This is a genomic window from Pontibacter liquoris (genome assembly GCF_022758235.1).
Lineage (GTDB): Bacteria > Bacteroidota > Bacteroidia > Cytophagales > Hymenobacteraceae > Pontibacter > Pontibacter liquoris.
In genome coordinates this window covers 1105995-1131301 of sequence record NZ_JALEBG010000001.1, presented here as the reverse complement: position 1 = coordinate 1131301, position 25307 = coordinate 1105995, and the positions used below count along the sequence as shown (strand labels likewise).

Sequence of the window (25307 nt, the reverse complement as noted above, 5' to 3'; positions counted from 1 at the left end):
AAAAACAAACTATGCCTGATACTCCTACACCTGCTCCACCTGAAACGCCTACCGACGTGTTCGGCCAGTTCTGCCGCCGCTACCCGGAAGATGAAGCCCAGCGGCGGCTCTGGCACTGGTTCATGCTGGCCCTCACCGGCGGGCTGACCACCTTAGATCCTGACTATACTAACAAACTCATCGCCTTCTATGAAAACCTGGAAGAAGTTATTTCGGCTGTGTATGACCTGCACGCGCTGCCGGCCGAACCAAATACAACGCAGGAAGGAGGGCCGCACCATGCGTAAGTTGCCTGCCGCCCCTTCCGGCCCGCTCAAGCGAGAACGGGTAGACTCCCGCGCACGTCCCCAGTTCCTGGCCGGCACGCCCGTTGGCAGCAGGCGGACCTGCTTCCAGCTACTGGCCTCCTGGCTTTGGCAGGAAGCATCCCTCCTGCGGCGGGGCCGCTATAACCCCTGCCTGCCCCGGGAAAAGCTCACCTTCGCAGCGGACGGCACGCTCTCCCCGCCGATAGAACAGGTGCTGGCGACGCTCTCCACCGCTCCTACCCTGCAAGCGGCGCAGCAGGCCCTTTGGGACTGGCTGCTGCCTGCCCTGCGCGCCAGCCTACGGCAACAGCACCTGCGCCGCCTCGACCGGCTGACAGCCCTGTTCGAGGAGCTCGAACAGCAGCTTGCCCTGGTTAACCACCAGCGCGAGCACGCACCCCCTGCCGGGAACCGGCCAACGCCTGGCGCAGGCAAGGACCTGGGGTAAGCCTGTCCACCATCGTGGCCGCAGACTCCAAGCGATCCGGGCTGATTCCGGGCGCATGGCCCGGCACCGCTTTCTCACTTTCAGGAATTCACCTTTAACCTATACCTTATGACACGAACCAACTGGCTTACCAAAATTCCCCTGTTTCTCTACTTCCTGCTCCTGGCCCTGCTGCTGCAGCTGCTGCCGGGCTGGTTTCTTTCCGTTGCCCGGGCGCAGGCCCCGGCCGAGGGGCTGGCGATCGGGCAGCCCGTTCCCGACGTACTGCTTTCTCCCCTGGTCGCATACCCCACCTCCTCGGCGCGTATCTCCGACTTTAAAGGCAAGCTGCTGCTGCTGGACTTCTGGGCGACCTGGTGCGGGGCCTGCAAAGCTGCCCTGCCCCGGCTCGAAGCCCTCCAGCAAGAGTTTGGCGACAGCCTGCAGGTGCTGCTGGTCACGCGCGACGAGGCCGCCAAGGTGCAGGCCTTCTTCACTAAGTGGAAAAGCCCCGACGGCGATCCCTACCGGCTGCCCTCGGCGGTCGGTTCCACCGCCCTGGACGCGCTGTTTCCTTACCGGCTGGTGCCCCACTATGTCTGGATTGGCCCTGACGGCACCCTGCAGGCCATCACCACCTCCGAGCAGGTCACGGCCGCCAACATCCGCCGCGCCCTGCAGGAGGGCACCATGCCCGACCGGATGAAAGTAGACCTCGACCTGCAGCAACCGCTCTTTGCCGGCAAGTACCTGCCCACGGGCAACCTGGTGCACTATTCCATCCTGCTTAAGGGCAAGATCGACGGCCTGCCCAGCGGCTCCCACTTCCGCCGCAGCGGCGACACCATCGTCGGAAGGGCCATCACCAACCAGCCCCTGCTCTTTTTCTACGAGACCGTGGCCCTGCATGCCCTGCCCGGTTATACCCGCAGCCGTCTGCTGCTGCAGGTGCGGGACCTGGCTCCGCTGCTGCCCGATAAATCCGCAGACAGCCCCGATGCCTGGAACCGCCAGCACCTCTACAGCTACGACCTGATCGCCCCGCCGGCTGAAGCCGGCCACCTCTACGAGCGCATGCTCGAAGACCTGAACCGCTACTCGGGCTACCACGGGGCCATCGAGGCGCACCCTGCCAAGTGCCTGGTGCTGCAGCTGACGGGCAGCCCCAAAAAGCTCGCCTCCCGGGGTGGCCCGCGGGAGAGCACCCTTTTCAAGCCCGGCTCCAAGCGCCTGCGCAATGCCCCGGTCTCCTACCTGGTCAAGCAGCTGCTCAGCGAGCCGGGCATCCACCTGCCCGTGCTGGACGAGACCGGCTATGCCGGCAACATCGACCTGGACCTGACTGCTGCCCTGGATGACCTGCCGGCCCTGCGCAGGGAGCTGCGCCGCTATCACCTGGACCTGGTGGAGGCGGAACGGACGATCCCACTGCTGGTGCTGCGCGACCAGCCGCCTACCCCGGCCCCCTAGGCCGGGTGCTTCTCACAGAAAGGAGGCAGGGGGATGGCCCGGCACTGCAGCACCGGTGCCGGCGCGCCTCACCCTTTGTTTGTTTAAGGTTTGGGTTTGTGCAGCGGCCGCCGGCTTTGCCCTCCCCCCGCTCCTTTCTGCTCCCGGGATACGCTTTCCCGCATCGCTTTTACCTGTACAACTTTCACCTTTTAAACCCCATACACCGATGAAAAAAATAGTACTGATGCTGTGCCTGCTGGGCTTCCTGGCTCCTGCCCGGGCGCAACACGCTGTGGAGGGCCGGGTGGTCGCCGCCCGCGACCTGCTTCCCCTGCCCGGGGCCACCGTCCGGCTGACAAGCAGGCCCGGGGCCGTGCTCACCAACGCCGAAGGGCGCTTTCACCTGCCGGCCGCCGCGGCGGGCGATACGCTGCTGGTCTCTTTCCTGGGCTATGTGCCCCGCCGCCTCCCGCTGCCCGCCACCGCCGGGCCGCTGGAGATCGCCCTGCAGGAAAACGCCCAGGCCCTGCAGGAAGTGGTGGTCTCCACCGGCTACCAGCGCCTGCCGCGCGAGCGGGCCACGGGCTCCTTTACCCAGCTCGACGAGGCGACCCTCAACCGGCAGGTAGGCACCGACATCCTGAGCCGCCTGGAAGCGGTGGCCGGGGGCGTGACGGTGGACCGCTCGGGCATTCAGCAACAGCTCATGGTGCGCGGCCTCTCCACAATCAACGGCTCACAGGCGCCCCTGATCGTCGTGGACAACTTCCCCTACGAGGGCGACATCGCCAACCTTAACCCCAATGATGTGGCGAGCATCACCATCCTCAAGGACGCGGCCGCCGCCTCCATCTGGGGAGCCAGGGCGGGCAACGGCGTGATCGTGATCACCACCAAAAAAGGGCGTTTCCACCAGCCCCTGGCCGCCACCCTCCACCTGAACGTGACCCGCAGTGCCCGGCCCGACCTTTCGTACCTGCAGCCGATGCGGGCCACGGACTATATCGACGTGGAGCAGTTTCTCTTTGAGCAGGGCTACTTTGAGGGCCTGTCGGGCGGCTATGGCCAGCCCGTGCTCTCCCCCGTGGTAGAGCTGCTCTTCCAGCAGCAGAACGGCACCCTGCCGGCCGGCGAGGTGGCCGCCCGGCTCAACGCCCTGCGCAGCGCCGATGTGCGCGAAGACTATAAAAAGTATATCTACCAGCCCGCCCTGAAGCAGCAGTACGCCCTTGACCTGCAGAGCGGCTCCGAGGTGCTGGCCTGGCACCTCTCGGGCGGCTATGACCGCAACATCGACCAGCTGGATGCCCGCTACAACCGCCTCAACCTGCGCTTTGACAATACCCTGCGCCCGGCCAGACACCTCACCCTCACCACCGGGGCCGCCTATACCCAGAGCGAAAGCACGGGGGGCCGGCCCGGCTACGGCCAGATCGGTTACGGCGAGCATTTTGTGCTTCCCTACACCCGCTTTGCCGATGAGGCAGGCAACCCGCTGCCCTTCCCCAAAGACTACCAGCAGGCCTTCAAGGATACGGCCGGCGGCGGCCACCTGCTCGACTGGAACTACTACCCGCTGGAGGACTACAAGCATGTGCAGGACGAAACCGGCCTGCAGGACGTGACCGCCAACGCCGGGCTTGCCTATGACTGGCCACAGGGCCTGCGGACCGAGGTCCGCTACCAGTATGAGCGGCAGCAGACGAGCCAGCGCCTGCTGCAGGACGCCCAGAGCTATGCGGCCCGCCACCTGGTGAACCTCTTTTCCCAGCGCGACCCGGAAACGGGTACCTTCTCCTACCCCATCCCGCGCGGCGGGATGCTGGATCTGCGCAGCAGCCTGCTGGTGGCCCAGCACCTGCGCGCCCAGCTTTCCTTTGACCATACCTGGAACCGCCACGCCCTCACCGCGCTGGCCGGGGCCGAGCTGCGTCAGGCCCGGACCACGGGCTACAGCAGCCGCCGCTATGGCTACAACCCCGCCAAGCTGACCTCGGGCCGGGTGGACTACGCCGTCCCCTATCCTGACTTTGTGACCGGCTATGCCCAGTACATCCCCGACCTGAACGGCGAGGAGGCCCGGCTCAGCCGCTTTGTGTCCCAGTTTGCCAACGCGGCCTACACCTACCACGACCGCTACACCCTCTCGCTGAGCGCGCGCCGGGATGCCTCGAACCTGTTTGGCCTGCACACCAACGACAAATGGAACCCGCTGTGGTCGGCGGGCCTGGGCTGGGAGCTCTCCCGCGAGCCCTTCTATCACCAGGCGTGGCTTCCCTACCTCAAGCTGCGCTCCACCTACGGCTTCAGCGGCAACACCAACCCGGCCTTTACGGCGGTGTCCACCATCGCATACGTGGTCACCTCCCCCTACACCCAGCTGCCCTATGCCCGCTTTGCCACCTATGCCAACCCCGACCTGACCTGGGAGACGGTGCGTATGTGGAACACGGGCCTTGACTTCGGCACCAAAAACTCGAGGCTCTCGGGCAGCCTGGAGTACTACCGCAAGAAAGCCTTTGATTTGTTTGCCCTCTACCCGGTGGACTATACCACGGGCGTGGGCGACCAGGTGGTCCGCAACGTGGCCACCATCACGGGCCAGGGCGCGGACCTGACGCTGGCCAGCACCAACCTGCAGGGAGCCCTGGGCTGGACGAGCCAGCTCAACTGGAGTTTCAACCAGGACCGGGTGCGCGATTACTACCTGGGCACCCCGGCCCCTTACCAGCTCGTATCGCCCGGCTCCCGCGTCCCGGGAGTGGAAGGCAAGCCTGTCTATGCGCTGTATTCCTACAAGTGGGCGGGTCTGGACCCGCAGACGGGGGCCCCGCAGGGCTATGTCAACGGCGAAGTGAGCCAGGACTACAACGCGATCGTCTACGGTGACCTGGCGATGGGCGATTTGGTGTACCACGGCTCCGCCCTGCCCACCGCCTACGGCTCGCTGGGCAACACTTTTACCTGGAAAGGCTTCTCCCTGACAGCTGCGATCAGCTGGAAGCTGGGCTATTATTTCCGCGCCCCTTCCATCAGCTACCCGGCCCTGTTTGACGGCGCGGGCGGCCACGCGGACTTCGCCCGCCGCTGGCAAAAGCCGGGGGATGAGCAGCTCACGCATGTGCCCGCCCTGGCCTACCCCGGCTCGAGCGCCCGCGACGCGTTTTACAGCGGGTCCGGCGTCCTTGTCGAGAAAGGGGACCACGTGCGGCTCCAGTACCTTACGGCCGCCTACGACCTGGTGCCCACGCACCCCGGCAAAAGCACCTTCACCCGCCTGCAGCTCTACCTGAGCGGCAGCCACCTGGGCATCCTCTGGCGCGCCAACCGCCTGGGGCTCGACCCCGACCAGTACAAGTATAACGCCCTGCCCGAACCCGCCAGCCTGTCGCTGGGCGTCAGGGCCTCGCTTTAAGTTTTCACCTTTAACCGACACGCACCATGACTTTACGAACGATCAACCGCAGCATGTACCTGCTGCTGCTGCTGGGGGCCTCCCTGCTGGCAGGCTGCGACAGCTTCCTGGACGAAACGCCGGACAAAAAGCTGGCCCTGCCCGACACGCTGCCCGACCTGCAGGCCCTGCTCGACTATTATGGCAACCTCAACGAGGATGACCCCGCGGGCTCGGCCGAGACCAGCGCCGACAACTATTACCTGCCCACGGCTACCTGGGCGGCCATGAGCAACGAAGCCGAGCGGCGTAAATATACCTGGGAGCAGGACGGCCTCTTCCGCATCGGCTACCGGCCCAACGACTGGTACGAATGCTACGGCACGATCTATTACGCCAACACCGTGCTCGAAGCCCTGCCCGGCATCCCGCGCACCCCTGCCAATGCCGCCACCTGGGACAATCTGCGGGGGCAGGCCGCCTATTACCGGGGACAGGCGCTGCTGAAGGCGGCCATCAACTGGACGCTGGCCTATGACGCGGCCACCGCGGCACGTGACCTGGGACTGCCCCTGCCCCGGGCAACAGACTTCAACGCAACGCTCACCCGCAGTAGCGTGCAGCAGACCTATGACCTGGTGCTCGAAGACCTGCAGACGGCCGCCAGCCTGCTCCCCGTGACCGTGCCCCACGTGATGCGCCCCTGCCGGGCGGCCGCCTATGCCCTGCTGGCCCGCACGGCCCTGGCCATGCGCCGCTACCCCGAAGCCGGCGCTTATGCCGACAGCAGCCTGCAGCTTGCTGACCAGCTGCTCGACTACAACACGCTCTCGCCCACGGCCAGCTATCCTATCCCCCGCTTCAACACCGAGGTGCTCCACGAGAGCCTCTTCGGCGCGCCGCAGCCCCTGACTCCCAGCAGGGCCCGCATCGACACGGTGCTCTATGGCCTGTATGCGGCCGACGATCTGCGCAAAACCCTTTTCTTCAAAAGCACCCCGGATGGCGGCCATTCCTTCCGCGGGAGCTACGACGGGGCCGGCTCAAGCTTCTTTGCCGGGGCTGCAACCGATGAAGTGTACCTGGTGCAGGCCGAGTGCCGCGCCCGTGCCGGCGATGTTACCGGGGCCCTGGCCAGCCTCAACACGCTGCTCCGCCACCGGTGGCGCACGGGCACCTTCACCGACCTGACCGCTGCCGATGCGCAGGAAGCCCTGGCCCTGGTGCTGCAGGAGCGGCGAAAGGAACTCCTCCTGCGGGGCCTGCGCTGGATGGACATCAAGCGGCTCAACAAAGAAGGGGCCGGCATCACCCTGCGGCGTATCCTCGACGGGCAGACGTTCGTGCTGGCACCCGGGGACCCGCGCTTTGCGCTGCCGCTCCCCGAAGACGTGCTGGAGCTCTCGGGCATGCCGCAGAATCCCCGCTGATACAAAAGGCCCGGGCAGGGACGTGCGTCCCCACCCGGGCCTTCCTGTGTTTAGGGCCGGCTAGTCCCGCTGGCCGTCTGCTTCATCCATGATCTCCTCGGTGGACTTGGGATCCAGGTAGGCCTGGAGCTGTGTCCGGTTCGTCGCCTCCACATGCAGGCTGCAGGGCAGCGACGCACTGACCTCACAGTTGGAGGGCGTCGTATTCGACAGCGTATAGGCATCGGCATCCTTGATCTGGGATTCGGTTGAACCGGTAAACACCCAGCTCTGGGCCACCGGTGCCTTGAAGGCAAAGGTGCCCGCTGCCACGATCCCCGCTACGAGGACCAGGCCATTGCTTTTGAATTTTCTCATCATTGAAAAAAATGAATGGTTAAAAAATAATATTTTATCTGCCGCCACTTCGGTAGGCTGCTTCCCCTGACGCGGCGTCTCCCCCGGAGGCGCGGCGTCTTTTTTGTTTCCACACGACTAAACCGCCTGCTGCCAGCAGGGTAAAAAACAGGTTGAACCAGAAATGGCCCTGCCAGCCCAGCCGGCCGATGATCCCGCCGCAGGCGCAGGGCACCTGCTCCCACACGCCTGCCAGGGCCAGCCCCACATAGCCGGTAAACAGGGCCAGCAGCCCGACCGAAAAAATCAGCCCCCAGCCCCGCGTGCGCCGGAACAGCAGCAGGCCGGTTGCCGCCAGCTCGGCCAGGGGCACCAGCCACACGAGCCAGCCGGCCAGCCAGGCCGGGAAAGGCTGCCGCAGCAGCTGCTCGCGGAACAACTCAAATTCCTGCAGCTTGCTCACAGCCGCATACACCCACAAGGCGACGAGCGCCAGGGTGCTCCCCGCAAGGATCAGGTTCCTGCTTTTCATGTGCTTTCTGTTTGTTGTGTAAAGGTAGCGCCCGCTCCGTCCCGCCTGCTTACCCCAGGGCAGGAGTGCGCAGGGCCCCGGGCAAGGGTTGGTTTGCGCCCGGACAGCGGGCGTCTTGCCCGGCATGCCCGGGCGTGTTGTCTTGTGTTGCGGAAGGGAGAGTATGCCCCGGAAACCGGGGCGAGGGGAGTTATTTGTATTGCTTTTTCAACCGGCTCAGCGACCAGGGCGTGATGCCCAGGTAAGAGGCGATGACTTCCTGGGAGACGTGCTGCTCCACCCGTGGGTGCGTGCGCAGCAGGTCCTGGTAGCGCTCCCAGGCCGAGCGGGTGAGCAGGTCTTTCATCCGCTTTTTATGGAAGGCGTTGTATTGCAGCGACAGGGCCCGCGCCAGCGCCTCGGTGGCGGGGAAGAGCTCGAAGAGCGTGGACACCTGCCCGTGGGAGAGCGAGAGCAGGGTGCTGCCGGGCATCACTTCCATGTGGATATCGGAGGGCTGGCGCAGGAAAAAGCTGTTAGCCGCCAGGGCGATCGCCTCCTCGTTCCATAAAAAGACGGTGATGTCGCGCCCCGTTTGCTCGTCGTAATAAAAGCCCCGGGCAAAGCCTTCCGCAATGAAATAAGCATGTTCTGCCGGCTGCCCCGTGCTCAGCAACAGCTGCCGCTCCCGGTAGTGGCTCTCGGCGATAATTTCGCGCACATGGGCCCGGAGCGCTTCCTGCACCTGTTTGTCCCTGAGCTTTCCCGGGAGCGGGTGCATCTGGAACACCACCTGGCAGAGTTTGTCGATTTTCATAAGCAATGGGGTTAGTCCCGTCGAAAGAAAGCCCGCGCAACAAGGATGGCACCATGCCCCTACGCCAGGGCCTGCTTCCTTTCTAACAACGGGTGGGTTTGAGGTGCCGCCCGCTCCGCTTGGGGAGCGGCGGCCTGCCCGGCAGGCCCGGGGAAGTAACCCGGTGCGGCCTTACAAAGATGCGCTTTGCCGCGGCCCGGCGCAACGGGGTTCTTCCCCCGGAAGCGGGGGGATTTTGCCCGCTTCTTTGGGGAGCGGCCACACGCGCCTCAGGGGACTATTCCCGATACCGGCGGGAAAAGCCCCCGGCGCCGCCGCCACTTTATCCTTTAAGTAATTTATTTACAACAGCTTAACTTGCTCTTAACTTTTACTGCTTGCCGGCCGTGCCCGGGAGGGCGCATCTTTCCAGCTTTATGGTAGTAAGTCCGAATACCTGACGGTGCGCTGCCGGTGGCCCTTGCCGGCCTGGCAGGAGCCGTCCGGCCCAGGGCCCCACCCTGATCCGGCAACACGATGCGACCGGCAGGCGGGAGCCCCCTGATCTGACAGAGCAATTTAGCCCCTTAACTTGCTATGAGAAACCTGCTTGCATTGTTCCGCCACCTTCCCCCGGTTCCTTTCCACTCGCTGGATGCCTTGTACAGGGTACCCGCCGCTTTCCTTGTCGCCCACGCCCTCTCCGCCTCCGGGCAGGCAGCCACGCTGGCCGAGCGGCTGCTCACCGAAACCTATTTTGCAGCGCTCGCCCTCAGCCTGTGCGTTGCCCCGCTCCTGCTCTACACGGCCTGCACCTTTCCCCTCCGGCGGTACTGGGCGGTTCCCGGCTTTATGGCCCTGCTTTCGGGGTCTCCTTTCCTGCTCCGGTCGCCCAAGCCACAGGCGGGCAAAAACAACCCTGCCCCCTCTGCCCCCGCCTGCAGGAACCTCTGGATCGTGCACACCGGGACAAAAAGCATCCCCATCCCCGTGGAGCACATCTGCTATATCTTCCGCGAGGGAAACCACAATTTCCTGCGCACCTTTGAGCGGGTCGACTACCTTGTTCCCCAGCCGCTGGCCCACATCCACCAACAGCTCGATAAAAAGCAGTTCTTCCGGGTCAACCGCCGCATGATCATCGCCTGCAAGGCCTGCCAGGGCTTTCAGCCCGCCGGGTACGGCAAGCTCGAACTGGCCCTCTGCCTCCCGTTTCACGCCCCTGTCGTGGTCAGCCAGCTCAAGGCGGGAGCCTTCCGAAAATGGCTGCAGCGGTGAGAGGGCCTGGGTCAACAGGAAAACAAGCCGGGACGAGGCTCTCCGTTGCCTGCCCTGCCTGCTGGCGGGCTCCTTTCCGGTAGGCTTTAGAATTTGAGGAGGAAAGGTCCTTTTCCCGGCAACTCCCTACCTTGGCCCCTCACCTTTATAGCTGTCGCATATGCAGAACAAAGCAAACAACAGGATGACGTGCCAGCAGGCAAGGGAACGGGACCTGGTCGACTACCTGGCCGCACTGGGCTTTGCCCCGGCCCGGGTCCGGCACAACGATTACTGGTACTGTTCGCCGCTCCGTGAGGAGAAGAACCCCTCTTTCAAGATCAACCGGGCCTTGAACAGGTGGTATGATCATGGCCTGGGAAAAGGCGGCAACGCCCTGGATTTTGCGCTCCTCTTTCACAAGTGCACGCTCCGCGCGTTCCTGCAGGGGGACGTGGGCGGTGACTTCCAGCACCTGCCGCAGCGGGCGACTCCTGCGCTGCCCGCCCCGGGGCCACAGGCCGGCAAGATCACAATCCTCCGGCAAGGCCCGCTTACCGCCGCCTCCCTTCCCGGCCGCTACCTTGCCCGAAGCGGGATATCGCCGGCCACGGCGCAGGCCTACTGCCGGCACGTGACCTACAGCCTTTACGGCAAGGTGTATGAGAGCGTGGGCTTTGCCAATGATGCCGGGGGCTATGAATTGCGTACCCCCGCTTTCAAGGCCAGCTCCTCGCCCAAGGCCATCTCCACCTTCGCCCGCGGAGCACGGGAAGTGGCCGTCTTCGAGGGCTTTATCGATTTTCTCTCCTACCTGGAAATCCACAAAAACCGCCTGCCGGACCCGCCGGATTTCCTGGTGCTCAATTCCGTGTCCTTCTTTGAAACGGCACGCCCTTTCCTGGAGCGCCATGCCGTGATCCGGCTGTTCCTCGACAACGATGCCACCGGGCGCCAGTACAGCCGCCAGGCCCTGGCGTACAGTGCCCGCTACCGGGATGAAAGCCACCGCTACCCGCATCACAAGGACCTCAATGACTGGCTCGTACACCAGGCCGGCAGGCAGCGCCTGGCAACACGCCTGCGGCCTGCCTAAGGCATGCAGTTTCCTCAGCATCCAGGAAAACGGCCTGCAGGACCTGCTTTCCAGCCAGTTCAAGAAAGGGGGATTGCCTGCGCTGCCGCAATCGGCAAGATGTCCGGTTGTATCACACCCGCTGCTTTCCGCCCCATACTCCGAAGTCGTGGGCGGTGCTGTTAAAACGAAATAAGGGCTCCCACCCTGCAAACCCGAACATGATGAGCGACTTAAAAGACAACCGCACCAAGTGGCTGCACGTGCGCCTCACGCCGGCCGAATACGCCCTGCTCCACCGCAGGTGCAGCCAGACCACCTGCAGGAAACTAAGCGACTATGCCCGCCGCAGACTACTGGGAAAGCCCGTTACGGCCTACTACCGCAACCAGTCGCTCGACAACTTTATGGGGGAGATGGTGCGGCTACGCCAAGCGCTCAACAGCCTGGGGGGCAACTTCAACCAGGCCGTTAAAAAGCTGCACACGCTCGAGCGGATTCCCGAATTCCGCGTCTGGCTGGGGACCTGGGAGCTGGAACGCGACCGCCTGCTCGGGCAGGTCGAGGAAATCAAAAACAAGATCAACACCGTGGCAGACCAATGGTTGCAGTAATCAAAACCGGGACCTCCGTGCACCGCATCCTCGCCTACAATGAGCAGAAAGTAACAGCCGGAGTGGCCGCCTGCCTGCTGGCGGCCAATTACCCCAAGGATGCCGACTGCCTGACGCTGCTCCAGAAGCGCAACCGCCTGCTCCGCCAGGCGGCCCTGAACGAGAACGTCACGCGCAACAGCGTCCACATCTCGCTTAACTTCGACCCTTCCGAGCAGCTGTCGCCCCAGCAGCTACGGGAGATCGCCGTTGCCTATATGCAGCGGATCGGCTTTGGCGAGCAGCCCTACCTGGTCTACCAGCACCACGATGCCGGGCATCCGCACCTCCATTTGGTCACCGTGAAAGTACGGGCCGACGGCAGCCGCATCGACATGCACAACATCGGGCGCAACCAGTCGGAAACAGCACGCAGGGAAATAGAAGCCGCCTTTCAGCTGGTGCGGGCGGCGGACAGCCACCAGCGGGCTGCCCGGGCGCTGACGCCGGTCGCTGCGCAGAAAGTACGCTACGGCCGCTCCGAAACCAAACGGGCCATCGCCCTGGTGCTGGAGGCCGTGCTGCCCCACTACTACTACACATCCCTGGCGGAACTCAACGCGGTGCTGGGGCTCTACGGGGTGCAGGCCGACAGGGGCAGCGAGGACAGCCGGATGTACCGGCACCGGGGCCTTACCTACCGGGTGCTGGACGAAGCAGGTCGCCAGCTCGGAGTCCCTCTCAAAGCCAGCGCCTTTTACAGCAAACCGACGCTCGCTTACCTGGAGGCCCGGTTCCACCAAAACGAAAGCGCCCGCCTGCCCCATCGGGCGCGGCTAAAAAACAAATTGGCCCTAGCCCTGCGCCAAACGCCTGCCCCTTCCCTGACCGGCCTCATCGCGGCCCTGCAAAAGGAGGGTATCCACACCGCGCTGCGGCAGAACGGCGAGGGGCGGCTGTACGGGCTCACCTACATCGACCACCAGACCAAGTGCGTCTTCAACGGCAGTGCCCTGGGAAAGCAGTACAGTGCGAAGGGGATGCTGGAACAATGTCGTCCGGCAGCCTTGCCCGACCCGCGGTGGGCAGGCCAGCCGGCGCTACACCCCCAGCCTGGAGCCTACCAGGCACCCCGGGCCTGGCCCCTAGCCACGGATGGGCCGCCCGCTACGGCGCTGCCCGGGCCAGCGGGGGCAGGCACCCTGCTGGATATATTATTGCAGCCCGGCCAGGGAGGCGACTATGTGCCGCACCAGCTGAAGCGAAACCGCAAAAAGAAAAGGCGAAAGCGCCTGTCTAACCCCTAAAACGAAGAGCGATGGCAATGCACACCGGCGAGAACGAACAGGCCCTGCGCAAGATCCTGGATATGACAAGGCTCATCAGCCTGCTGGTCCTGGCCGGGCACTTTTACTATTATGGCTATGCGGCGTTTGCTGCCTGGGGGCTCACTGCCCCCCTGGCAGACCGGCTGCTCACCCGCCTGCTGGCAACAGGCTTGTTTGCCTCTTTCCACCATTCAAAACTGCTTGCCCTGGCCTTCCTGGCCATCTCGCTGCTGGGCGTTAAAGGCCGGAAAGATGAAAAGCTGCGCCCTGCCACCGGCCTTGCCTGCCTGTTCTCGGGGCTGCTGCTCTACTTTTGCAGCTTTCTCTTCCTCCTTGCAGACCTGCCCCTGCCGGAGAGCACCCTCTGGTACATGGCCGGAACCACGACCGGTTACCTGCTCCTTTTGTCCGGCGGCACCTTGCTCTCCCGTGTGATCCGGCTCAACCTGCATAACACCGACATCTTTAACCGCGAGAACGAAACCTTTCCCCAGGAGGAGCGGCGGCTGGAAAATGCCTATTCCATCAACCTGCCCGCCCGGTATCACCTCAAAGGCCGGTTACGCAAAAGCTGGATCAACATCATCAACCCCTTCCGGGCCCTGCTGGTCCTGGGCACCCCCGGTGCCGGCAAAAGCTATTTTGTGATCCGGCATGTGATCACGCAGCACATCCGCAAAGGCTTTACCATGTTTGTATACGATTTCAAGTTCGATGACCTCTCCCGCATCGCCTACAATACCTGGCTGCAGGAAAAGGATAGCTACCCGGTGCCGCCCCGCTTCTTTGTCGTCAACTTCGATGACCTTGCCCGCAGCCACCGCTGCAATCCCCTCGAGCCCTCGGCCATGTCCGATGTGACCGATGCCGCCGAATCGGCCCGCACCATCCTGCTGGGCCTGAACCGGGAGTGGATCAGGCGGCAGGGAGACTTTTTTGTGGAGTCCCCGATCAACTTTCTGACCGCTGTCATCTGGTACCTGCGCAGGTACAGGAATGGGGAGTTCTGCACCCTGCCCCATGTCATCGAGCTCATGCAGGCAGACTACGACAGCCTGTTCACCGTTCTGCGCACAGAAAAGGAAATAGAGGTGCTCATCAACCCCTTTGTCAACGCCTACCTCCATGACGTGATGGAGCAACTGGAAGGACAGATCGCCGCAGCCAAAGTGGCCATGGCCCGCCTCTCCTCCCCGCAACTCTACTATGTGCTGTCGGGCAGCGACTTTACGCTGGACATCAACAACCCGGCGGATCCCAAAATCGTCTGCATGGGCAACAACCCGCAGAAGATCCAGATTTACGGGGCCGTGCTCTCCCTTTACGTCACCCGGCTGGTCAAACTGGTCAACCAGAAAGGAAAGCAGAAAAGCAGCCTCGTCTTTGATGAGTTCCCCACCCTCTACCTCAACAACATGGACAGCCTGATTGCGACGGCCCGTAGCAACAAGGTGGCCACCTGCCTGGGCCTGCAGGACCTGAGCCAGCTGCGGAAGGACTACGGCCGGGAACAGGCCGATGTGATCATGAACATTGTGGGCAATATCATCAGCGGCCAGGTGTCGGGAGACACAGCCAGGCAGCTCTCCGAGCGGTTTGGCAAGATCCTGCAGGAGCGGACCAGCTACTCGGTCAACAGCGGGGACACCTCTGTCAGCCGCTCCCGGCAACTGGACGCCGCCGTCCCTCCTTCCAAAATCGCATCCCTGAGTGCCGGGACGTTCGTGGGCATGGTCGCCGACGACCCGGCCTGCCAGGTGGCGCTGAAGGCCTTCCACTGCGAGATCCTCAACGACCACCAGGCGCTGAAAAAAGAACAGGACCGGTACAAAGACGTCCCCGTGCTCCGGAAACTGGATAAGACAACCGTAAAGCGGAACTACCTACAGGTAAAGCAGGATGTGCAGGACATCATCCACTCGGAAATTGAACGGCTGCTGGATGACCCGGCACAGGCGCACCTGGTTATCCGGAAGTGACCGGGCGCTATGTTGTAGGGTACTCCGTCGATTTTCTAGCAACACGGGTTCGATTCCCCTACGGACTATTACAGCAAAAAGCCGCTTCACAGCAGATGGAGCGGCTTTTTTAGTTCGATAAATATCCCCTTTGATTATACTTATCGAACTGACAAGGTATCTAAAATCCATTGTTCGAGAAAAGTGCAGAGCTAACTCTTCTCATTTACTCCCAAATTCGTTTTGGTTGGCCTCATGAATCTCTACTACGAACATGAAAAAGCACTTACTAGATGAATAAGTAGTTTATGTTTCAGGAGCAACAGAAAATAATTTAACTGTTGTTACCCGTCCATCATTTTCGCACTTATATACTTTTCGTTTTGAGTTTTATGTAGATCCAGCATCTACAAAACGTTCTGCTTGTATTTATACCATACAGGTTTAGTGGTTACAAAGTCTTTCAACGACACCCCGTGCTGCTTGTATGGCTCCTTCCATATACCCTGCAAATTCAGAAGCTGTCTCCGTGCCACAGAATAAAAGCTTTTCGTTTATATAACTCTTCTGCAATAACGGGTGTCCATTATTCTGGTGAGGGCGCTGAATTACCGGACTTCCAGCAAGTACAAATTCGTCCGTCCATACTTTATCGAAATAAGCAGTAGGCTTCAAGGCCTTTTCTCCAAGTAATTCGTCTAGCTGGCGCAGCACAAATTCTTTTCGAACTTCCTGGGTATACGATGCGGCACCACTACTTAGAAAACCTGTGAATCCATATTTATCTTCTTCAAAATTGGTGTGGTCATACATCTCCGCAATAACGCCGGCGTGGCTGTAAAGCATACCCGAATAGCCTGCCATTCGCCAGAAGGGTTCTGCATACTCTAATGTAAACTTAACCGCACCTGCCATCCACGTCTGTACGGTTGGCAGGATTTCCTGAACATGCTTAGGTAATGCTGGAGAGAATTCGATCCGGGAAGCCGCTAACTGTGGAGGCAGGCAAAGCACGACTTTAGCAGCCTTAAACACTTCTCCGCTTTCCGTTTCTACAGTTACTGTATCATCAGCCTCTCTGATTCTTATTACCCTTGCATTTAACCGGATGTTTTTAGACTCTAGCTTCTGAGCCAAGGCATCTGTCAAAGTTTTAGTCCCGCCGGCAAGCCTGTAAGAAGGTGCTTCTGCTTCCGGTACAAAGAACTTTTGTGGCGGCTCGAACGATTTTGTTTGAAACAGGGAAAGGCCTTTTGAAAACTGGGGAAACTTCTGTAGTTGCAGTTCTTCTATTAAGGTTGATAAATGACAATGCTTTTCGGCAAACCAGGTAGCGCCTAATTCCATGGGCGTACCCAAATTCCCTTTTACGGTTTGTATTCTGCCTCCTAATCTTGGGGAAGCTTCCAAAACAAGGGTTTCTACATTCTTTTCTGCTAACAAATAAGCCAATGTTAGTCCGCTTAAACCGCCTCCTATAAGGATGATTTTTTCAGGTGTTTTCATTTTACAAAAGTCTTTCTTTTCAGGAGCTTATTTATGGTAAATATGAGAAAGACACTGGTAGTATTCAGCAAAGACTAACCGGGTTTATTCCTAATAACTTATCTTAACAGCTTTAATGAAGTAGCAGCGTAGGTAATAGCATAGAACTTCTAAGTTGAGCTACTGCACATACTTGTGGATATAAATTACTGCTGACATCGATGACAAAAGACAAGCTTACTCCGATCCACGAATACCATTTAAATCGGTATCAGCCTGATAAACCACAGTTTGCCATACATGATTTAAGCCAATACCTAAACAAGAATCAGAGAGATACTTCAAAACCTCATATTCACAGCTATTACCAGATCATCTGGTTCAAGCGCGGTACAGGCAAGCACTTTGTAGATTTCAGGCAATATGATGTGTCTGATAACGCTATCTTTTTCATTTCTAAAAATCAGGTGCATTATTTTGACCAGAAGACCGATTACGCTGGAATTCTGATTCACTTTAACGAAGCCTTTTTGGTTCAGAAAGACAATAAAGTAGACTTTTTCCTAAAGTATAACCTTTTCAACAATCCCTACCAGCTGCCTTCCTGTAGCATCAGCCAGGGCATTGACCACATCCTGGACGAATACATTACGCAAATCAGAAGGGAGCTACAAAATGAAGAGTCATTTGGCAAGGAAGAGTTGATCCGAATATATTTGAAAGCTTTCTTGATTCAGGTGCAACGTAGAATACATGATTTTGAAAGGAATGCTACTGCTGTACCTTTTACTCTGGATGACAAAAAAATTTACCTGATCAAATTTGTGAACCTGATTGACGACAACTACACCAAAGGACTAACTGTAGCCGAATACGCTCAACTACTGCATATCTCCTCTCGCACTTTATCGGACCTTACCAACCATACCTTGGGCAAGACACCCTCCCAGATGATCCAGGAACGGCTGATACTGGAGGCACAACGGCTGCTGCTTCACTCTAACTTAAACGTTAATCAAATCGGCTACCGCCTGGGTTTTGATGACCCTTCCTACTTTGTAAAGTATTTCAAAAAGCACACAAAACTCTCCCCTTCAGACTTTAGGAAATCTGTTTCCTAAATCTACCAGTTGTTTTCACATCTGTCCATTTTCTACCCCCTGAAAACTGGTGAACTTTGCATTGTAAACTGAAACGCATTCTACAATGACAAAAGCATATTTACAGATTAGTCTAAAGATTGACAACGCAGACAGACCAAGTGCTGCAGGCGTGTACCATAAATATAAAGCTCCCTTCCTAGATAGCATAAAAGGGGCAACTTCCAAAGAACTTCTTATTCGGGAGGAAGATGTGCAGGTATTGCACGGTTTTGAATCAGCTGCAGACGCCCAGGCCTATCTTACAACTGAGCTATTTAATAACGATGTAGTAGTAGCATTGAAGCCATATCTGAAGGACACGCCTGAGGTAAGAATTTACACCCTCGCATAAATTACTTAACAATATAATGGAACAAGCACTAATTGTAGGTGGCACTACCGGTATGGGAAAGACTACCGCTGAAATACTTTTAAAGCAGGGAATCGAAGTTACCATAGTAGGCAGAAATACGCCTAACCTGAATGAAACGAAAGAGGAATTAGCAAACATAGGTTCCGTAAAAGTATATGGACTGGATTTGGCTAACCTGGAAGAAGTCCGGACTTTCTGTGAGAAAATTACAAGCGATTTACCTGACCTAAAATATCTGGTTAATGCAGCGGGTTACTTCAAACCAAGAGCCTTCCTGGAACACACAGAGGAGGACTATGACATTTACCACAATTTCAACAAAGCCTTTTTCTTCATCACGCAGGCAGTTGCTAAGATTATGAAAGCAAATGGCGGTGGCTCTATTGTGAACATCGGTTCGATGTGGGCGAAGCAGGCCATCAAAGCGACGCCATCATCAGCTTATTCTATGGCAAAAGCCGGATTGCACAGCCTCACGCAACATCTGGCTATGGAACTAGCAGACTTCAACATACGGGTGAATGCGGTGTCACCAGCCGTAGTGGTAACGCCTATTTATGGATCATTTATAGAGAAAGATAAAATAGCAAAAACCCTGCAAGGTTTCAACGGTTTCCATCCAATCGGAAGAGTAGGCAGACCAGAGGACATTGCCAAAACGATCGCCTTTTTATTGTCTGATAAAAGCAGTTGGGTAACTGGGGCCATCTGGGATATAGACGGTGGCGTGATGGCCGGACGAAACTAAAATGTATAGTTTGTTGAAATAGATAGAACATGATAAGTAAAGTAAAAGAGAGATGTTTAGGCATCTCTCTTTTACTTTACAGCTACTTATTTAAAGCGCTACTATGAGGGTGAAATTTAGGGTTTTGCCATCAAACAATTAGGAGAAAAGCTTTCTTTTAATGCATTAACTTTAACCGTAGAATCCGCCCCGACCCGTATGCCATCGATAAATACAGTACATAGTGAAAGCACCACAACAAAGCTTAAGGAAATTGCCTTCTCTTGTTTAAAACTGGGAACAATCGGCTATGGCGGGATAGCGGGAATGGTAGCTACCATAGAAAATGAGATGGTGGTTCGACGGAAGTGGATCGATCATCAGCATTTCATGGATGTCTTAAGTGCCTCCTACGTCATACCTGGCCCTAATGCTGTTGAAATTGTGATGCACTGCGGAAAAGAACGAGGCGGCCGCCTTGGGCTCATAGTAGCCGGGTTTTGTTACATCCTTCCTGCCATGGTCATCTGTCTGCTGTTGGGTTACTTTTACCAGAAATACAACGCGCTGCCGGATGTTCAGAAATTTATGTTCGGGATTAGGCCGGCAACAACTGCTTTGGTGATAGGTACAGTATTTCGCCTATGGGATAAGACAATAAGGGGCAATCCCGTTCTTATTGTGCTTTGTTTACTGGTTTTTGTTGGTTCCCTTTTAGGTATTAGCGAGGTAATTTTAATACTTGGAGCAGGAGTGGTAAATTATCTTGCTTACACAGCAAAGGATAACATGCAGTTGTTCACCGGGTTATTACTTTCCCCTGTACTTCTACAAATCCATACCAGATTTTCGGAAAGTAAGCTCTTTCTGATCTTCCTTAAAATTGGCACTATACTTTATGGAAGCGGCTATGTGCTCTTTGCGTATATGGATGAATCGCTGGTGCGAAATAATCAGTGGCTAACCCGCCAACAGTTAATGGATGCCATTGCGGTAGGGCAGCTTACGCCGGGGCCAATCTTGTCGAGCGCTACTTTTGCCGGGTACCTGATCAACGGAACTACTGGTGGTGTTCTCGCCACTATAGGTATATTCTTGCCGTCTTTCTTTATATCATTTTTTCTCCATAAGGTACTTTCTTCAGCCCGAAATATTCAACTCCTAAGGCTCTTTCTAAATGGTCTAAGTGCAGCCTCTATTTCAATCATAGCGGTTGTAGGAATCCGTTTAGCTACTTCTTCTACACAAGAGTGGCAAGGAACGGTAATTTTAGCGGTATGTCTCGCTTTAACTATTCTTTGGAAAAAATTAAGTACTATTATTATAATCCTAGTAGGTAGTATAGGAGGGTTTCTGTTGTTAAATATGTAAAGCTGGAAAATTCATTTTAAATAAATTTCAAAAGATCTTAACTAAAGATAGCATGTATGATAAACTATAATAATTTTGATGTTATCATCATTGGCGGAAGTTATGCAGGTCTTTCTGCAGCAATGGCATTGGGACGTTCATTACGAAACATTTTAATTATTGATAGCGGATTGCCCTGTAATCGGCAAACTCCACAATCACACAACTTTATCATCCAGGATGGTGAAAAACCAAGCGTAATTGCAGAGAAAGCCAAAGCACAAGTTTTGACCTATGACACGGTAAAATTCCATACAGGTCTTGCTGTACGCGGCAGGAAAACCGAAAAGGGTTTTGCAATTACCACACAATCAGGAGAAGAATTTAAGGGAAAGAAAGTGGTTTTTGCTACGGGCATAAAGGATGTGATGCCAGAGATAAAAGGCTTTTCCGAGTGTTGGGGCATTTCTGTTATTCATTGCCCGTACTGCCATGGATTTGAATTCCGCCATCAGAAAACAGGAATCATGGCAAATGGAGAGAGGGCTTTTCACATTGCTTCCTTGGTCAATAACCTGACAAATAACATCACGATTCTAACTTCTGGTAAAGCAGATTTTAATGCAGAACAAATGATAAAACTCTCAAATCACAAGATTAAGTTTATTGAAACTAAAATTGCTGAAATAGAACACGAAAAAGGTCATGTTAAAAATGTAGTTTTCAGTGATCGCACTAAGATAGATTTTAATGCTGTTTACGCAGCAATCCCATTCACTCAACATTCGGATATTCCACTTTCATTAGGATGTGAAATGACAGAACAAGGTTATATCAAAGTGGATATTTTTCAGAAAACAACCATTGAAGGTGTTTTTGCCTGCGGTGATAATGCTGCGATGATGCGCTCTGTAGCGAATGCGGTGTATAGCGGTAATCTAACAGGTGCTATGGTAAACAAAGAACTAACGGACGAGCAGTTTTAGTCAGTACGAATGGCCTTTACACCCTTACTTTTCAGGATTGCAGATAAATTGCTTTATTAAGCTTTATACTGACATGAAGCTGTTAATGAAAATATAATTGAAGCTCCACCTGTAGTAGAAGGAGAAAAGGTTCAGGAGAATCAAAGCAGTATTGTAGTTGACGATTCAACCCGTTTCTCGCAAAAGTTTTTGAGCGAGCTAAGAAACAGCGAGTATCCTGAAAGTGTACATTTACTTGATTTCTATGGCTAGTTGCCTTCCTTCCTCGAAAGCCTTCTTGTCCATGCCTGCCCCGACAGCAGCGCCAATGGCCATCCCCACTGGCAAACCAACAGCCAACATGGCCATGTTGCCGATGCTCAATCCGAACGCTACTCCTATGGGTAACCCGAATGTGGCCATACCGAGAGCTAACCAAAGCTTTGAATAGTATTTCATTGGGACAATTTTGAGTTGCTTTTCGACTAGTCTGATTACTTTCGTTTGCTTCTCTTTTACTAATTTGATTAATTCATAACCTGTACGATCTGTTGCATTTATTTCATTAATCTCTTGATTTATCTGTTCAGTAATTTCATGAGGTAGTGGCTGTTTGTCTAGTTCATTCAGAAGATTTCCGAATTGGATGTAAATTCTATTTCGTTCTCTGTTCTGAGAGATGTCCTGTCTTTCTTTTAGTTCAGTTAGGTTCATTGTTCAATGGTGTTCATAGGGATTCTTTTTATAAGTTTTCAGCAAACGGCCGCGTGCATGCGGAGCCAGCAGTGTTCGCCAAGGTTGAGCAAGCCTTGTGTTCCCAAAGGTATTTCTTATTAACCAGCTTAAAATAGGTAATGAAGTTGATTAAGTAATTGACTATATACAGCCCTACCCCAATTCCTATACTTTCAATGACATCATCAATTGCTAAGCGTAAACCGCCAAAGTTAATTCCGAAAAAAGTCCTGTTGTGAGACGAAGCACAAGCCAAGCATAAACAAGCTTTCGTCTGTTTAAACTATCCTGTATTGTCAAATAACTGAACATAAGCTTTAACAAAAAACAGCATCAATGTGAAAGCTGCACAAAAAAGAACGAGAAGAACAATGTCCGGAATCATAAATCCAGCAAGTTCTTTCAACTGCTTATCATAGCTTTCATTTCTAAATCTATAAATAAAACTGTCAAACTTCGACAGCCCATCAATCACAAGCGTGCTTGCAATACAGGCGAGTAAATGTGAGACACTTTAACTTTTCATACTTACAAATGATTGCCAACGGCTCGTACAAGAGGTGAACAAGATTCTATCCGCAATCTAACTCATGTACTTTGTTGCAAGATGTAGTTTTTCTTCAAATCCCGTTATCTCCCCTTAATGGTCTTATCGCGCCAGCAAGCACTATGTGAATGAAAGCTATACTTCATACAGTCCATTGGATGCTTTTTCTATTTCCGATTATGTCAATTAACAGTCCATAAACGGGATACTAAAATGGTTAAGACCATGAAAGGTATTTCGATACGGCGAGAAAAAAGGATGCAAACAAGACCAAAAGGAAACAGTACATTACTTGCTAGAAAGCACAATCCCGAACAATGCGGAGACTGAAGGCATTGTCCGGGATGGCTGATTATAAACAAACAACAACTCTACTTATTTAATCCTTTCTTCAATTCCGAAGCGGCTAATTGCTGCGCTTGCTTGGCCTGAGGCAGCACGGTGGCCATGCCAAAGAATTCATGGGTAACCCCTTCGTAGTTCTGGTAAGTTACCGGCACACCGGCAGCCTTGAGCTTGTCTGCCAAAGCCTTGCCCTCACTCATGAGCGGATCGATCTCAGCTGTGATGATGGTGGCAGGGGGTAATCCTTTCAAATTCGCCTGCACCAGGGAGATCATAGGTGACGTGCCATCAGCCGGGCTTTTGAGGTACTTATCGAAGAACCAGGCCATGAGCGGCTTATTTAATGGCTTGGCATTGGCGTTTGCCTTATAAGAAGGTGTGTTCAGGTCGTACCCCGCTATCGGGTAAACAAGCAGCTGGTGCAGGGGCAGTTGTGCCTTCTTATCCCGGGCCATCAGGCACACGGCGGCTGCCAGGTTCCCGCCGGCGCTTTCGCCAGCTACAGCAACGCGATTAGGATCTGCTTTGATGGCGGCCGCGTTATCCAGCACCCATGCATAAGCTGCATAGGAATCGTTATGAGCGGTCGGAAACTTGTTTTCTGGCGCTTGGCGGTAAGCAACGGAGACCACCACAGCGCCTGTCTGCTCGGCTAACCCCTGGGCAGAGGCATTGTACGTATCCAGGTTGGCAATAACCCAGCCCCCTCCGTGATAGTAGACAATAACAGGGAAGGGCGCGGTACCACTTTTAGGGGTATAGACTCTTGCTTGAATGTGCTGGCCCCCGCCTATCGGGATCTGAATGCCGCTGGTGTCCACTTGGGAGGCTGGCATGGGAATGTTCTTTTCTTTCATCAATGCCATCACTGCATCGGCGGGTGACGGGGCTTGACGTGCCTGTTGGGGGGTCAGATCAGTTAGTTTCTTACCACCGCTCAGGCTATCAAGCGTTTCCAGCACTGCCTGCATTTGTGGCGTTAGCGAAGCAGGTGCCCAGTCTGGCTTGGGACCTTTGGGTTTAATATCCTCCGGAGCAGTGCTGGAGACAGTAGCGGCAGTTGACAAGGAATCACCCTTTGTGGCATCAGTATTAGTCGTAGTGGTAGCGTCTTTGTTGGAACCTGTGCCGCAGCTTGAGAGAGCACACAGGCTTAGCGCAAGCACAGGCAGCAGCCACCTGAGTCGGACTGCTTGGAGGAAAATCGTTTTTTTCATAGTTAAATTTTATGTAGTATTCCGATATGTACGGCAGCGAACCACAAGGTGGATTGCCTTAGTGAGTGGCATGATAAAATTTATTGCCGGAAAGGCCTTATTAAACCGGGAGGTAATGCGGGTGATTTGCCAAGAAAGCCGCTTTAATACGCTTCCTACCTATTTTCATAAAATATATCCAAAGTGCAGGAGGAAATCGGTATTATGACGTATAGAATATTTTCTATTTCTTAGCTTCTGCTTGGGAGTAGCTCTTATATATGTTTCAACTTAAAGCCTTCATGCAGCTTCTGAGTGAAGCGCGTGATTGGGGAAATGAACCAGTATGTCAGCAATAAATCTTCCCGGTGAAACGGAACATACCCTGGTAGCCGCTCTCCGGCAGGGGAAGCAGGAGGCGTTGGGCAAACTTTATGATGCGTATGCACCGGTAATGATGGGGGTGATCACCCGGATTGTGCAGGACAATGATGTGGCAGAAGAAGTGCTCAGGGAAACCTTTATCACTATCTGGGGCCAAATCAGTAAATATGATGCTTCCAAAGAGCGGCTTCTCAGCTGGGGGCTGGCACTGGCCCGGCGCATTGCCCTGGAAGCAGTAAAAACAGACCGGTGCCTACAAGGGACGAAAGCTGCCGCCACACCTAGTCAAAGCTACCCGCAGTTAAATAAAACGGAGACCCAGCAGCACGAAGCACACAAGCAGCAGGACCCTTGCACCCTTACGCCCCTGGAAAAAACGATATTGGAATCTCTTTACCTTAAAGGCCATACCTGTGCTGAAACGGCAGCAGAACTGAACCTGACAGCAGAGGAAGTAAAACAAATATTGAAAAAGGCATTTACGCAATTAAAGGGAGAAAAATCAGTATGAACCCTATTACTGAATTTATAGCATCAGGGCTGTTGGAACTCTATGTGATGGGAGCTGCCAGTCCGGAAGAAGCACTCGCAGTAGAAGAAATGGCAGCTGCCTTCCCTGAGATACAGAAAGAGATAAAACAAATCAGGCTGGCAGTAGAGCAGTATGCACAGGCTCATGCGCTGAAGCCTCGGGCAACAGTTAAAACCCTGGTTATGGCAACGGTAGATTACCTGGAGCGCATGAAGAACGGCGAGCTGCCAGAGTCGCCGCCGGTTTTAACGCCCACTTCCCGGATCAGCGATTACGACAGATGGCTGGACCATGCGAATGCTGTCTTGCCCAAAGATGCAGACAACCTGTATGCCCGGGTTATCGGGTATACGCCCAAAGCTACAACAGCCATACTCTGGGTGAGGGAGAGGTCAGAAGAAGAAGTGCACCGCGAGGAACACGAACGGTTCTTGATCGTAGAAGGAAGCTGCCGGTTAACAGTAGGAGATCAGATACACGCCTTAACAGCAGGGGACTACTTTGCTATTCCGCTGCACACGCCGCATCACCTATTGGTTACATCTACGACTCCCTGCAAAGCCATCTTTCAGCGTCTAAGCATTTAAGTCAAATGGCTTGCTCTCGGTAACTTATGGTGCAGGCAAACTGAATTTTTCGCCTAACTATTTTGAGATCCTGA

Annotated in this window: 24 protein-coding genes; 18 read left to right on the top strand and 6 right to left on the bottom strand. The window is 55.4% G+C overall.

The features are described 5' to 3' along the window. Positions 1-11 precede the first annotated feature (11 nt). The 5 genes from LWL52_RS04585 to LWL52_RS04565 all read left to right on the top strand — a co-directional run bounded on the left by LWL52_RS04585 (position 12) and on the right by LWL52_RS04565 (position 7011). The gene (locus tag LWL52_RS04585) at positions 12-287 is read left to right on the top strand and encodes a hypothetical protein (protein WP_242917360.1); all 276 of its coding nucleotides are present in this window, start codon (positions 12-14) and stop codon (positions 285-287) included. Continuing rightward, positions 280-756, top strand: a complete 477-nt coding sequence (locus tag LWL52_RS04580; protein ID WP_242917359.1) for a hypothetical protein — start codon at positions 280-282, stop codon at positions 754-756. Before LWL52_RS04585 ends, LWL52_RS04580 begins: the two co-directional genes overlap by 8 nt. A 108-nt stretch (positions 757-864) precedes the next feature. Then, a complete protein-coding gene (locus LWL52_RS04575) occupies positions 865-2205 on the top strand; it encodes a TlpA family protein disulfide reductase (protein WP_242917358.1) in 1341 nt (446 codons plus the stop codon). Positions 2206-2413: 208 nt separating this feature from the next. Then, on the top strand, positions 2414-5602 hold the full coding sequence (locus LWL52_RS04570) for a SusC/RagA family TonB-linked outer membrane protein (protein WP_242917357.1): 3189 nt from the start codon (positions 2414-2416) through the stop codon (positions 5600-5602). A 26-nt stretch (positions 5603-5628) separates the two neighbouring features. Beyond that, on the top strand, positions 5629-7011 hold the full coding sequence (locus LWL52_RS04565) for a RagB/SusD family nutrient uptake outer membrane protein (RefSeq protein ID WP_242917355.1): 1383 nt from the start codon (positions 5629-5631) through the stop codon (positions 7009-7011). Positions 7012-7071: 60 nt separating this feature from the next. On the opposite strand, the gene LWL52_RS04560 is transcribed toward LWL52_RS04565, so the two are convergent. The 3 genes from LWL52_RS04560 to LWL52_RS04550 all read right to left on the bottom strand — a co-directional run bounded on the left by LWL52_RS04560 (position 7072) and on the right by LWL52_RS04550 (position 8675). Beyond that, positions 7072-7371 carry a hypothetical protein gene (locus LWL52_RS04560; protein WP_242917353.1) on the bottom strand — a complete coding sequence of 100 codons (300 nt, stop codon included), beginning with the start codon at positions 7369-7371 and terminating at the stop codon, positions 7072-7074. 31 nt (positions 7372-7402) lie between these two features. Further along, entirely contained in the window at positions 7403-7879 is a 477-nt protein-coding gene (locus tag LWL52_RS04555; protein ID WP_242917351.1) for a MauE/DoxX family redox-associated membrane protein, read from the bottom strand. A 190-nt stretch (positions 7880-8069) separates the two neighbouring features. Then, entirely contained in the window at positions 8070-8675 is a 606-nt protein-coding gene (locus tag LWL52_RS04550) for a Crp/Fnr family transcriptional regulator (RefSeq protein WP_242917349.1), read from the bottom strand. Between LWL52_RS04550 and LWL52_RS04545 the strand changes: the two genes are divergently transcribed. The 6 genes from LWL52_RS04545 (at position 8662) to mobC (ending at position 14886) form a co-directional block, all read left to right on the top strand. Continuing rightward, complete coding sequence (locus tag LWL52_RS04545) at positions 8662-9012, top strand: hypothetical protein (RefSeq protein ID WP_242917346.1); 351 nt, start codon at positions 8662-8664, stop codon at positions 9010-9012. The two genes, LWL52_RS04550 and LWL52_RS04545, sit on opposite strands and share 14 nt — an antisense overlap. 239 nt (positions 9013-9251) lie before the next feature. Then, positions 9252-9932 (top strand): LytR/AlgR family response regulator transcription factor, encoded by a 681-nt coding sequence (locus LWL52_RS04540; protein WP_242917344.1) that lies wholly within the window; start codon positions 9252-9254, stop codon positions 9930-9932. Between the two features lie 160 nt (positions 9933-10092). Further along, on the top strand, positions 10093-11007 hold the full coding sequence (locus LWL52_RS04535; protein ID WP_242917342.1) for a DUF8464 domain-containing protein: 915 nt from the start codon (positions 10093-10095) through the stop codon (positions 11005-11007). Between the two features lie 200 nt (positions 11008-11207). Next, positions 11208-11600, top strand: coding sequence for a plasmid mobilization protein (locus tag LWL52_RS04530; protein ID WP_242917340.1), 393 nt, complete (start codon positions 11208-11210; stop codon positions 11598-11600). Beyond that, entirely contained in the window at positions 11588-12886 is a 1299-nt protein-coding gene (locus tag LWL52_RS04525; protein ID WP_242917338.1) for a relaxase/mobilization nuclease domain-containing protein, read from the top strand. The genes LWL52_RS04530 and LWL52_RS04525 overlap by 13 nt, the downstream gene beginning before the upstream one ends. Before the next feature lie 11 nt (positions 12887-12897). After that, positions 12898-14886, top strand: a complete 1989-nt coding sequence (mobC, locus tag LWL52_RS04520) for a conjugal transfer protein MobC (RefSeq protein ID WP_242917336.1) — start codon at positions 12898-12900, stop codon at positions 14884-14886. A 423-nt stretch (positions 14887-15309) separates the two neighbouring features. Here the strand turns inward: mobC and LWL52_RS04515 are convergent, their stop codons facing one another. Beyond that, entirely contained in the window at positions 15310-16371 is a 1062-nt protein-coding gene (locus tag LWL52_RS04515; RefSeq protein WP_242917334.1) for a flavin monoamine oxidase family protein, read from the bottom strand. 200 nt (positions 16372-16571) lie between these two features. Between LWL52_RS04515 and LWL52_RS04510 the strand changes: the two genes are divergently transcribed. The 5 genes from LWL52_RS04510 (at position 16572) to LWL52_RS04490 (ending at position 20928) form a co-directional block, all read left to right on the top strand. Beyond that, positions 16572-17471: an AraC family transcriptional regulator gene (locus LWL52_RS04510; protein ID WP_242917332.1), complete on the top strand. Its 900-nt coding sequence runs from the start codon at positions 16572-16574 to the stop codon at positions 17469-17471. 85 nt (positions 17472-17556) lie between these two features. Then, a complete protein-coding gene (locus tag LWL52_RS04505; RefSeq protein ID WP_242917330.1) occupies positions 17557-17844 on the top strand; it encodes a hypothetical protein in 288 nt (95 codons plus the stop codon). 16 nt (positions 17845-17860) lie between these two features. Next, positions 17861-18613 carry an SDR family NAD(P)-dependent oxidoreductase gene (locus LWL52_RS04500; protein ID WP_242917328.1) on the top strand — a complete coding sequence of 251 codons (753 nt, stop codon included), beginning with the start codon at positions 17861-17863 and terminating at the stop codon, positions 18611-18613. Positions 18614-18811: 198 nt separating this feature from the next. Then, complete coding sequence (gene chrA / locus LWL52_RS04495; RefSeq protein ID WP_242917326.1) at positions 18812-19963, top strand: chromate efflux transporter; 1152 nt, start codon at positions 18812-18814, stop codon at positions 19961-19963. Positions 19964-20019: 56 nt separating this feature from the next. Beyond that, positions 20020-20928, top strand: coding sequence for an NAD(P)/FAD-dependent oxidoreductase (locus LWL52_RS04490; RefSeq protein WP_242917324.1), 909 nt, complete (start codon positions 20020-20022; stop codon positions 20926-20928). A gap of 231 nt (positions 20929-21159) precedes the next feature. Here LWL52_RS04490 and LWL52_RS04485 read toward each other — a convergent pair whose 3' ends face one another. Then, a complete protein-coding gene (locus tag LWL52_RS04485; protein WP_242917322.1) occupies positions 21160-21621 on the bottom strand; it encodes a hypothetical protein in 462 nt (153 codons plus the stop codon). Between the two features lie 939 nt (positions 21622-22560). Continuing rightward, on the bottom strand, positions 22561-23751 hold the full coding sequence (locus LWL52_RS04480; RefSeq protein WP_242917321.1) for an alpha/beta hydrolase: 1191 nt from the start codon (positions 23749-23751) through the stop codon (positions 22561-22563). Positions 23752-24076: 325 nt separating this feature from the next. Between LWL52_RS04480 and LWL52_RS04475 the strand changes: the two genes are divergently transcribed. Continuing rightward, positions 24077-24625, top strand: a complete 549-nt coding sequence (locus LWL52_RS04475) for an RNA polymerase sigma factor (RefSeq protein ID WP_242917319.1) — start codon at positions 24077-24079, stop codon at positions 24623-24625. Then, entirely contained in the window at positions 24622-25233 is a 612-nt protein-coding gene (locus LWL52_RS04470) for a cupin domain-containing protein (RefSeq protein WP_242917316.1), read from the top strand. The genes LWL52_RS04475 and LWL52_RS04470 overlap by 4 nt, the downstream gene beginning before the upstream one ends. The last annotated feature ends 74 nt before the right edge of the window (positions 25234-25307 follow it).

Excerpts from the sequence above, each read along its gene's own strand:
- LWL52_RS04585 (WP_242917360.1), top strand. The coding sequence starts at position 12 with ATGCCTGATACTCCTACACCTGCTCCACCTGAAACGCCTACCGACGTG.
- LWL52_RS04580 (WP_242917359.1), top strand. The coding sequence starts at position 280 with ATGCGTAAGTTGCCTGCCGCCCCTTCCGGCCCGCTCAAGCGAGAACGG.
- LWL52_RS04575 (WP_242917358.1), top strand. The coding sequence starts at position 865 with ATGACACGAACCAACTGGCTTACCAAAATTCCCCTGTTTCTCTACTTC.
- LWL52_RS04570 (WP_242917357.1), top strand. The coding sequence starts at position 2,414 with ATGAAAAAAATAGTACTGATGCTGTGCCTGCTGGGCTTCCTGGCTCCT.
- LWL52_RS04565 (WP_242917355.1), top strand. The coding sequence starts at position 5,629 with ATGACTTTACGAACGATCAACCGCAGCATGTACCTGCTGCTGCTGCTG.
- LWL52_RS04560 (WP_242917353.1), bottom strand. The coding sequence starts at position 7,371 with ATGATGAGAAAATTCAAAAGCAATGGCCTGGTCCTCGTAGCGGGGATC.
- LWL52_RS04555 (WP_242917351.1), bottom strand. The coding sequence starts at position 7,879 with ATGAAAAGCAGGAACCTGATCCTTGCGGGGAGCACCCTGGCGCTCGTC.
- LWL52_RS04550 (WP_242917349.1), bottom strand. The coding sequence starts at position 8,675 with ATGAAAATCGACAAACTCTGCCAGGTGGTGTTCCAGATGCACCCGCTC.
- LWL52_RS04540 (WP_242917344.1), top strand. The coding sequence starts at position 9,252 with ATGAGAAACCTGCTTGCATTGTTCCGCCACCTTCCCCCGGTTCCTTTC.
- LWL52_RS04535 (WP_242917342.1), top strand. The coding sequence starts at position 10,093 with ATGCAGAACAAAGCAAACAACAGGATGACGTGCCAGCAGGCAAGGGAA.
- LWL52_RS04530 (WP_242917340.1), top strand. The coding sequence starts at position 11,208 with ATGATGAGCGACTTAAAAGACAACCGCACCAAGTGGCTGCACGTGCGC.
- LWL52_RS04525 (WP_242917338.1), top strand. The coding sequence starts at position 11,588 with ATGGTTGCAGTAATCAAAACCGGGACCTCCGTGCACCGCATCCTCGCC.
- mobC (WP_242917336.1), top strand. The coding sequence starts at position 12,898 with ATGGCAATGCACACCGGCGAGAACGAACAGGCCCTGCGCAAGATCCTG.
- LWL52_RS04515 (WP_242917334.1), bottom strand. The coding sequence starts at position 16,371 with ATGAAAACACCTGAAAAAATCATCCTTATAGGAGGCGGTTTAAGCGGA.
- LWL52_RS04510 (WP_242917332.1), top strand. The coding sequence starts at position 16,572 with ATGACAAAAGACAAGCTTACTCCGATCCACGAATACCATTTAAATCGG.
- LWL52_RS04505 (WP_242917330.1), top strand. The coding sequence starts at position 17,557 with ATGACAAAAGCATATTTACAGATTAGTCTAAAGATTGACAACGCAGAC.
- LWL52_RS04500 (WP_242917328.1), top strand. The coding sequence starts at position 17,861 with ATGGAACAAGCACTAATTGTAGGTGGCACTACCGGTATGGGAAAGACT.
- chrA (WP_242917326.1), top strand. The coding sequence starts at position 18,812 with ATGCCATCGATAAATACAGTACATAGTGAAAGCACCACAACAAAGCTT.
- LWL52_RS04490 (WP_242917324.1), top strand. The coding sequence starts at position 20,020 with ATGATAAACTATAATAATTTTGATGTTATCATCATTGGCGGAAGTTAT.
- LWL52_RS04485 (WP_242917322.1), bottom strand. The coding sequence starts at position 21,621 with ATGAACCTAACTGAACTAAAAGAAAGACAGGACATCTCTCAGAACAGA.
- LWL52_RS04480 (WP_242917321.1), bottom strand. The coding sequence starts at position 23,751 with ATGAAAAAAACGATTTTCCTCCAAGCAGTCCGACTCAGGTGGCTGCTG.
- LWL52_RS04475 (WP_242917319.1), top strand. The coding sequence starts at position 24,077 with ATGTCAGCAATAAATCTTCCCGGTGAAACGGAACATACCCTGGTAGCC.
- LWL52_RS04470 (WP_242917316.1), top strand. The coding sequence starts at position 24,622 with ATGAACCCTATTACTGAATTTATAGCATCAGGGCTGTTGGAACTCTAT.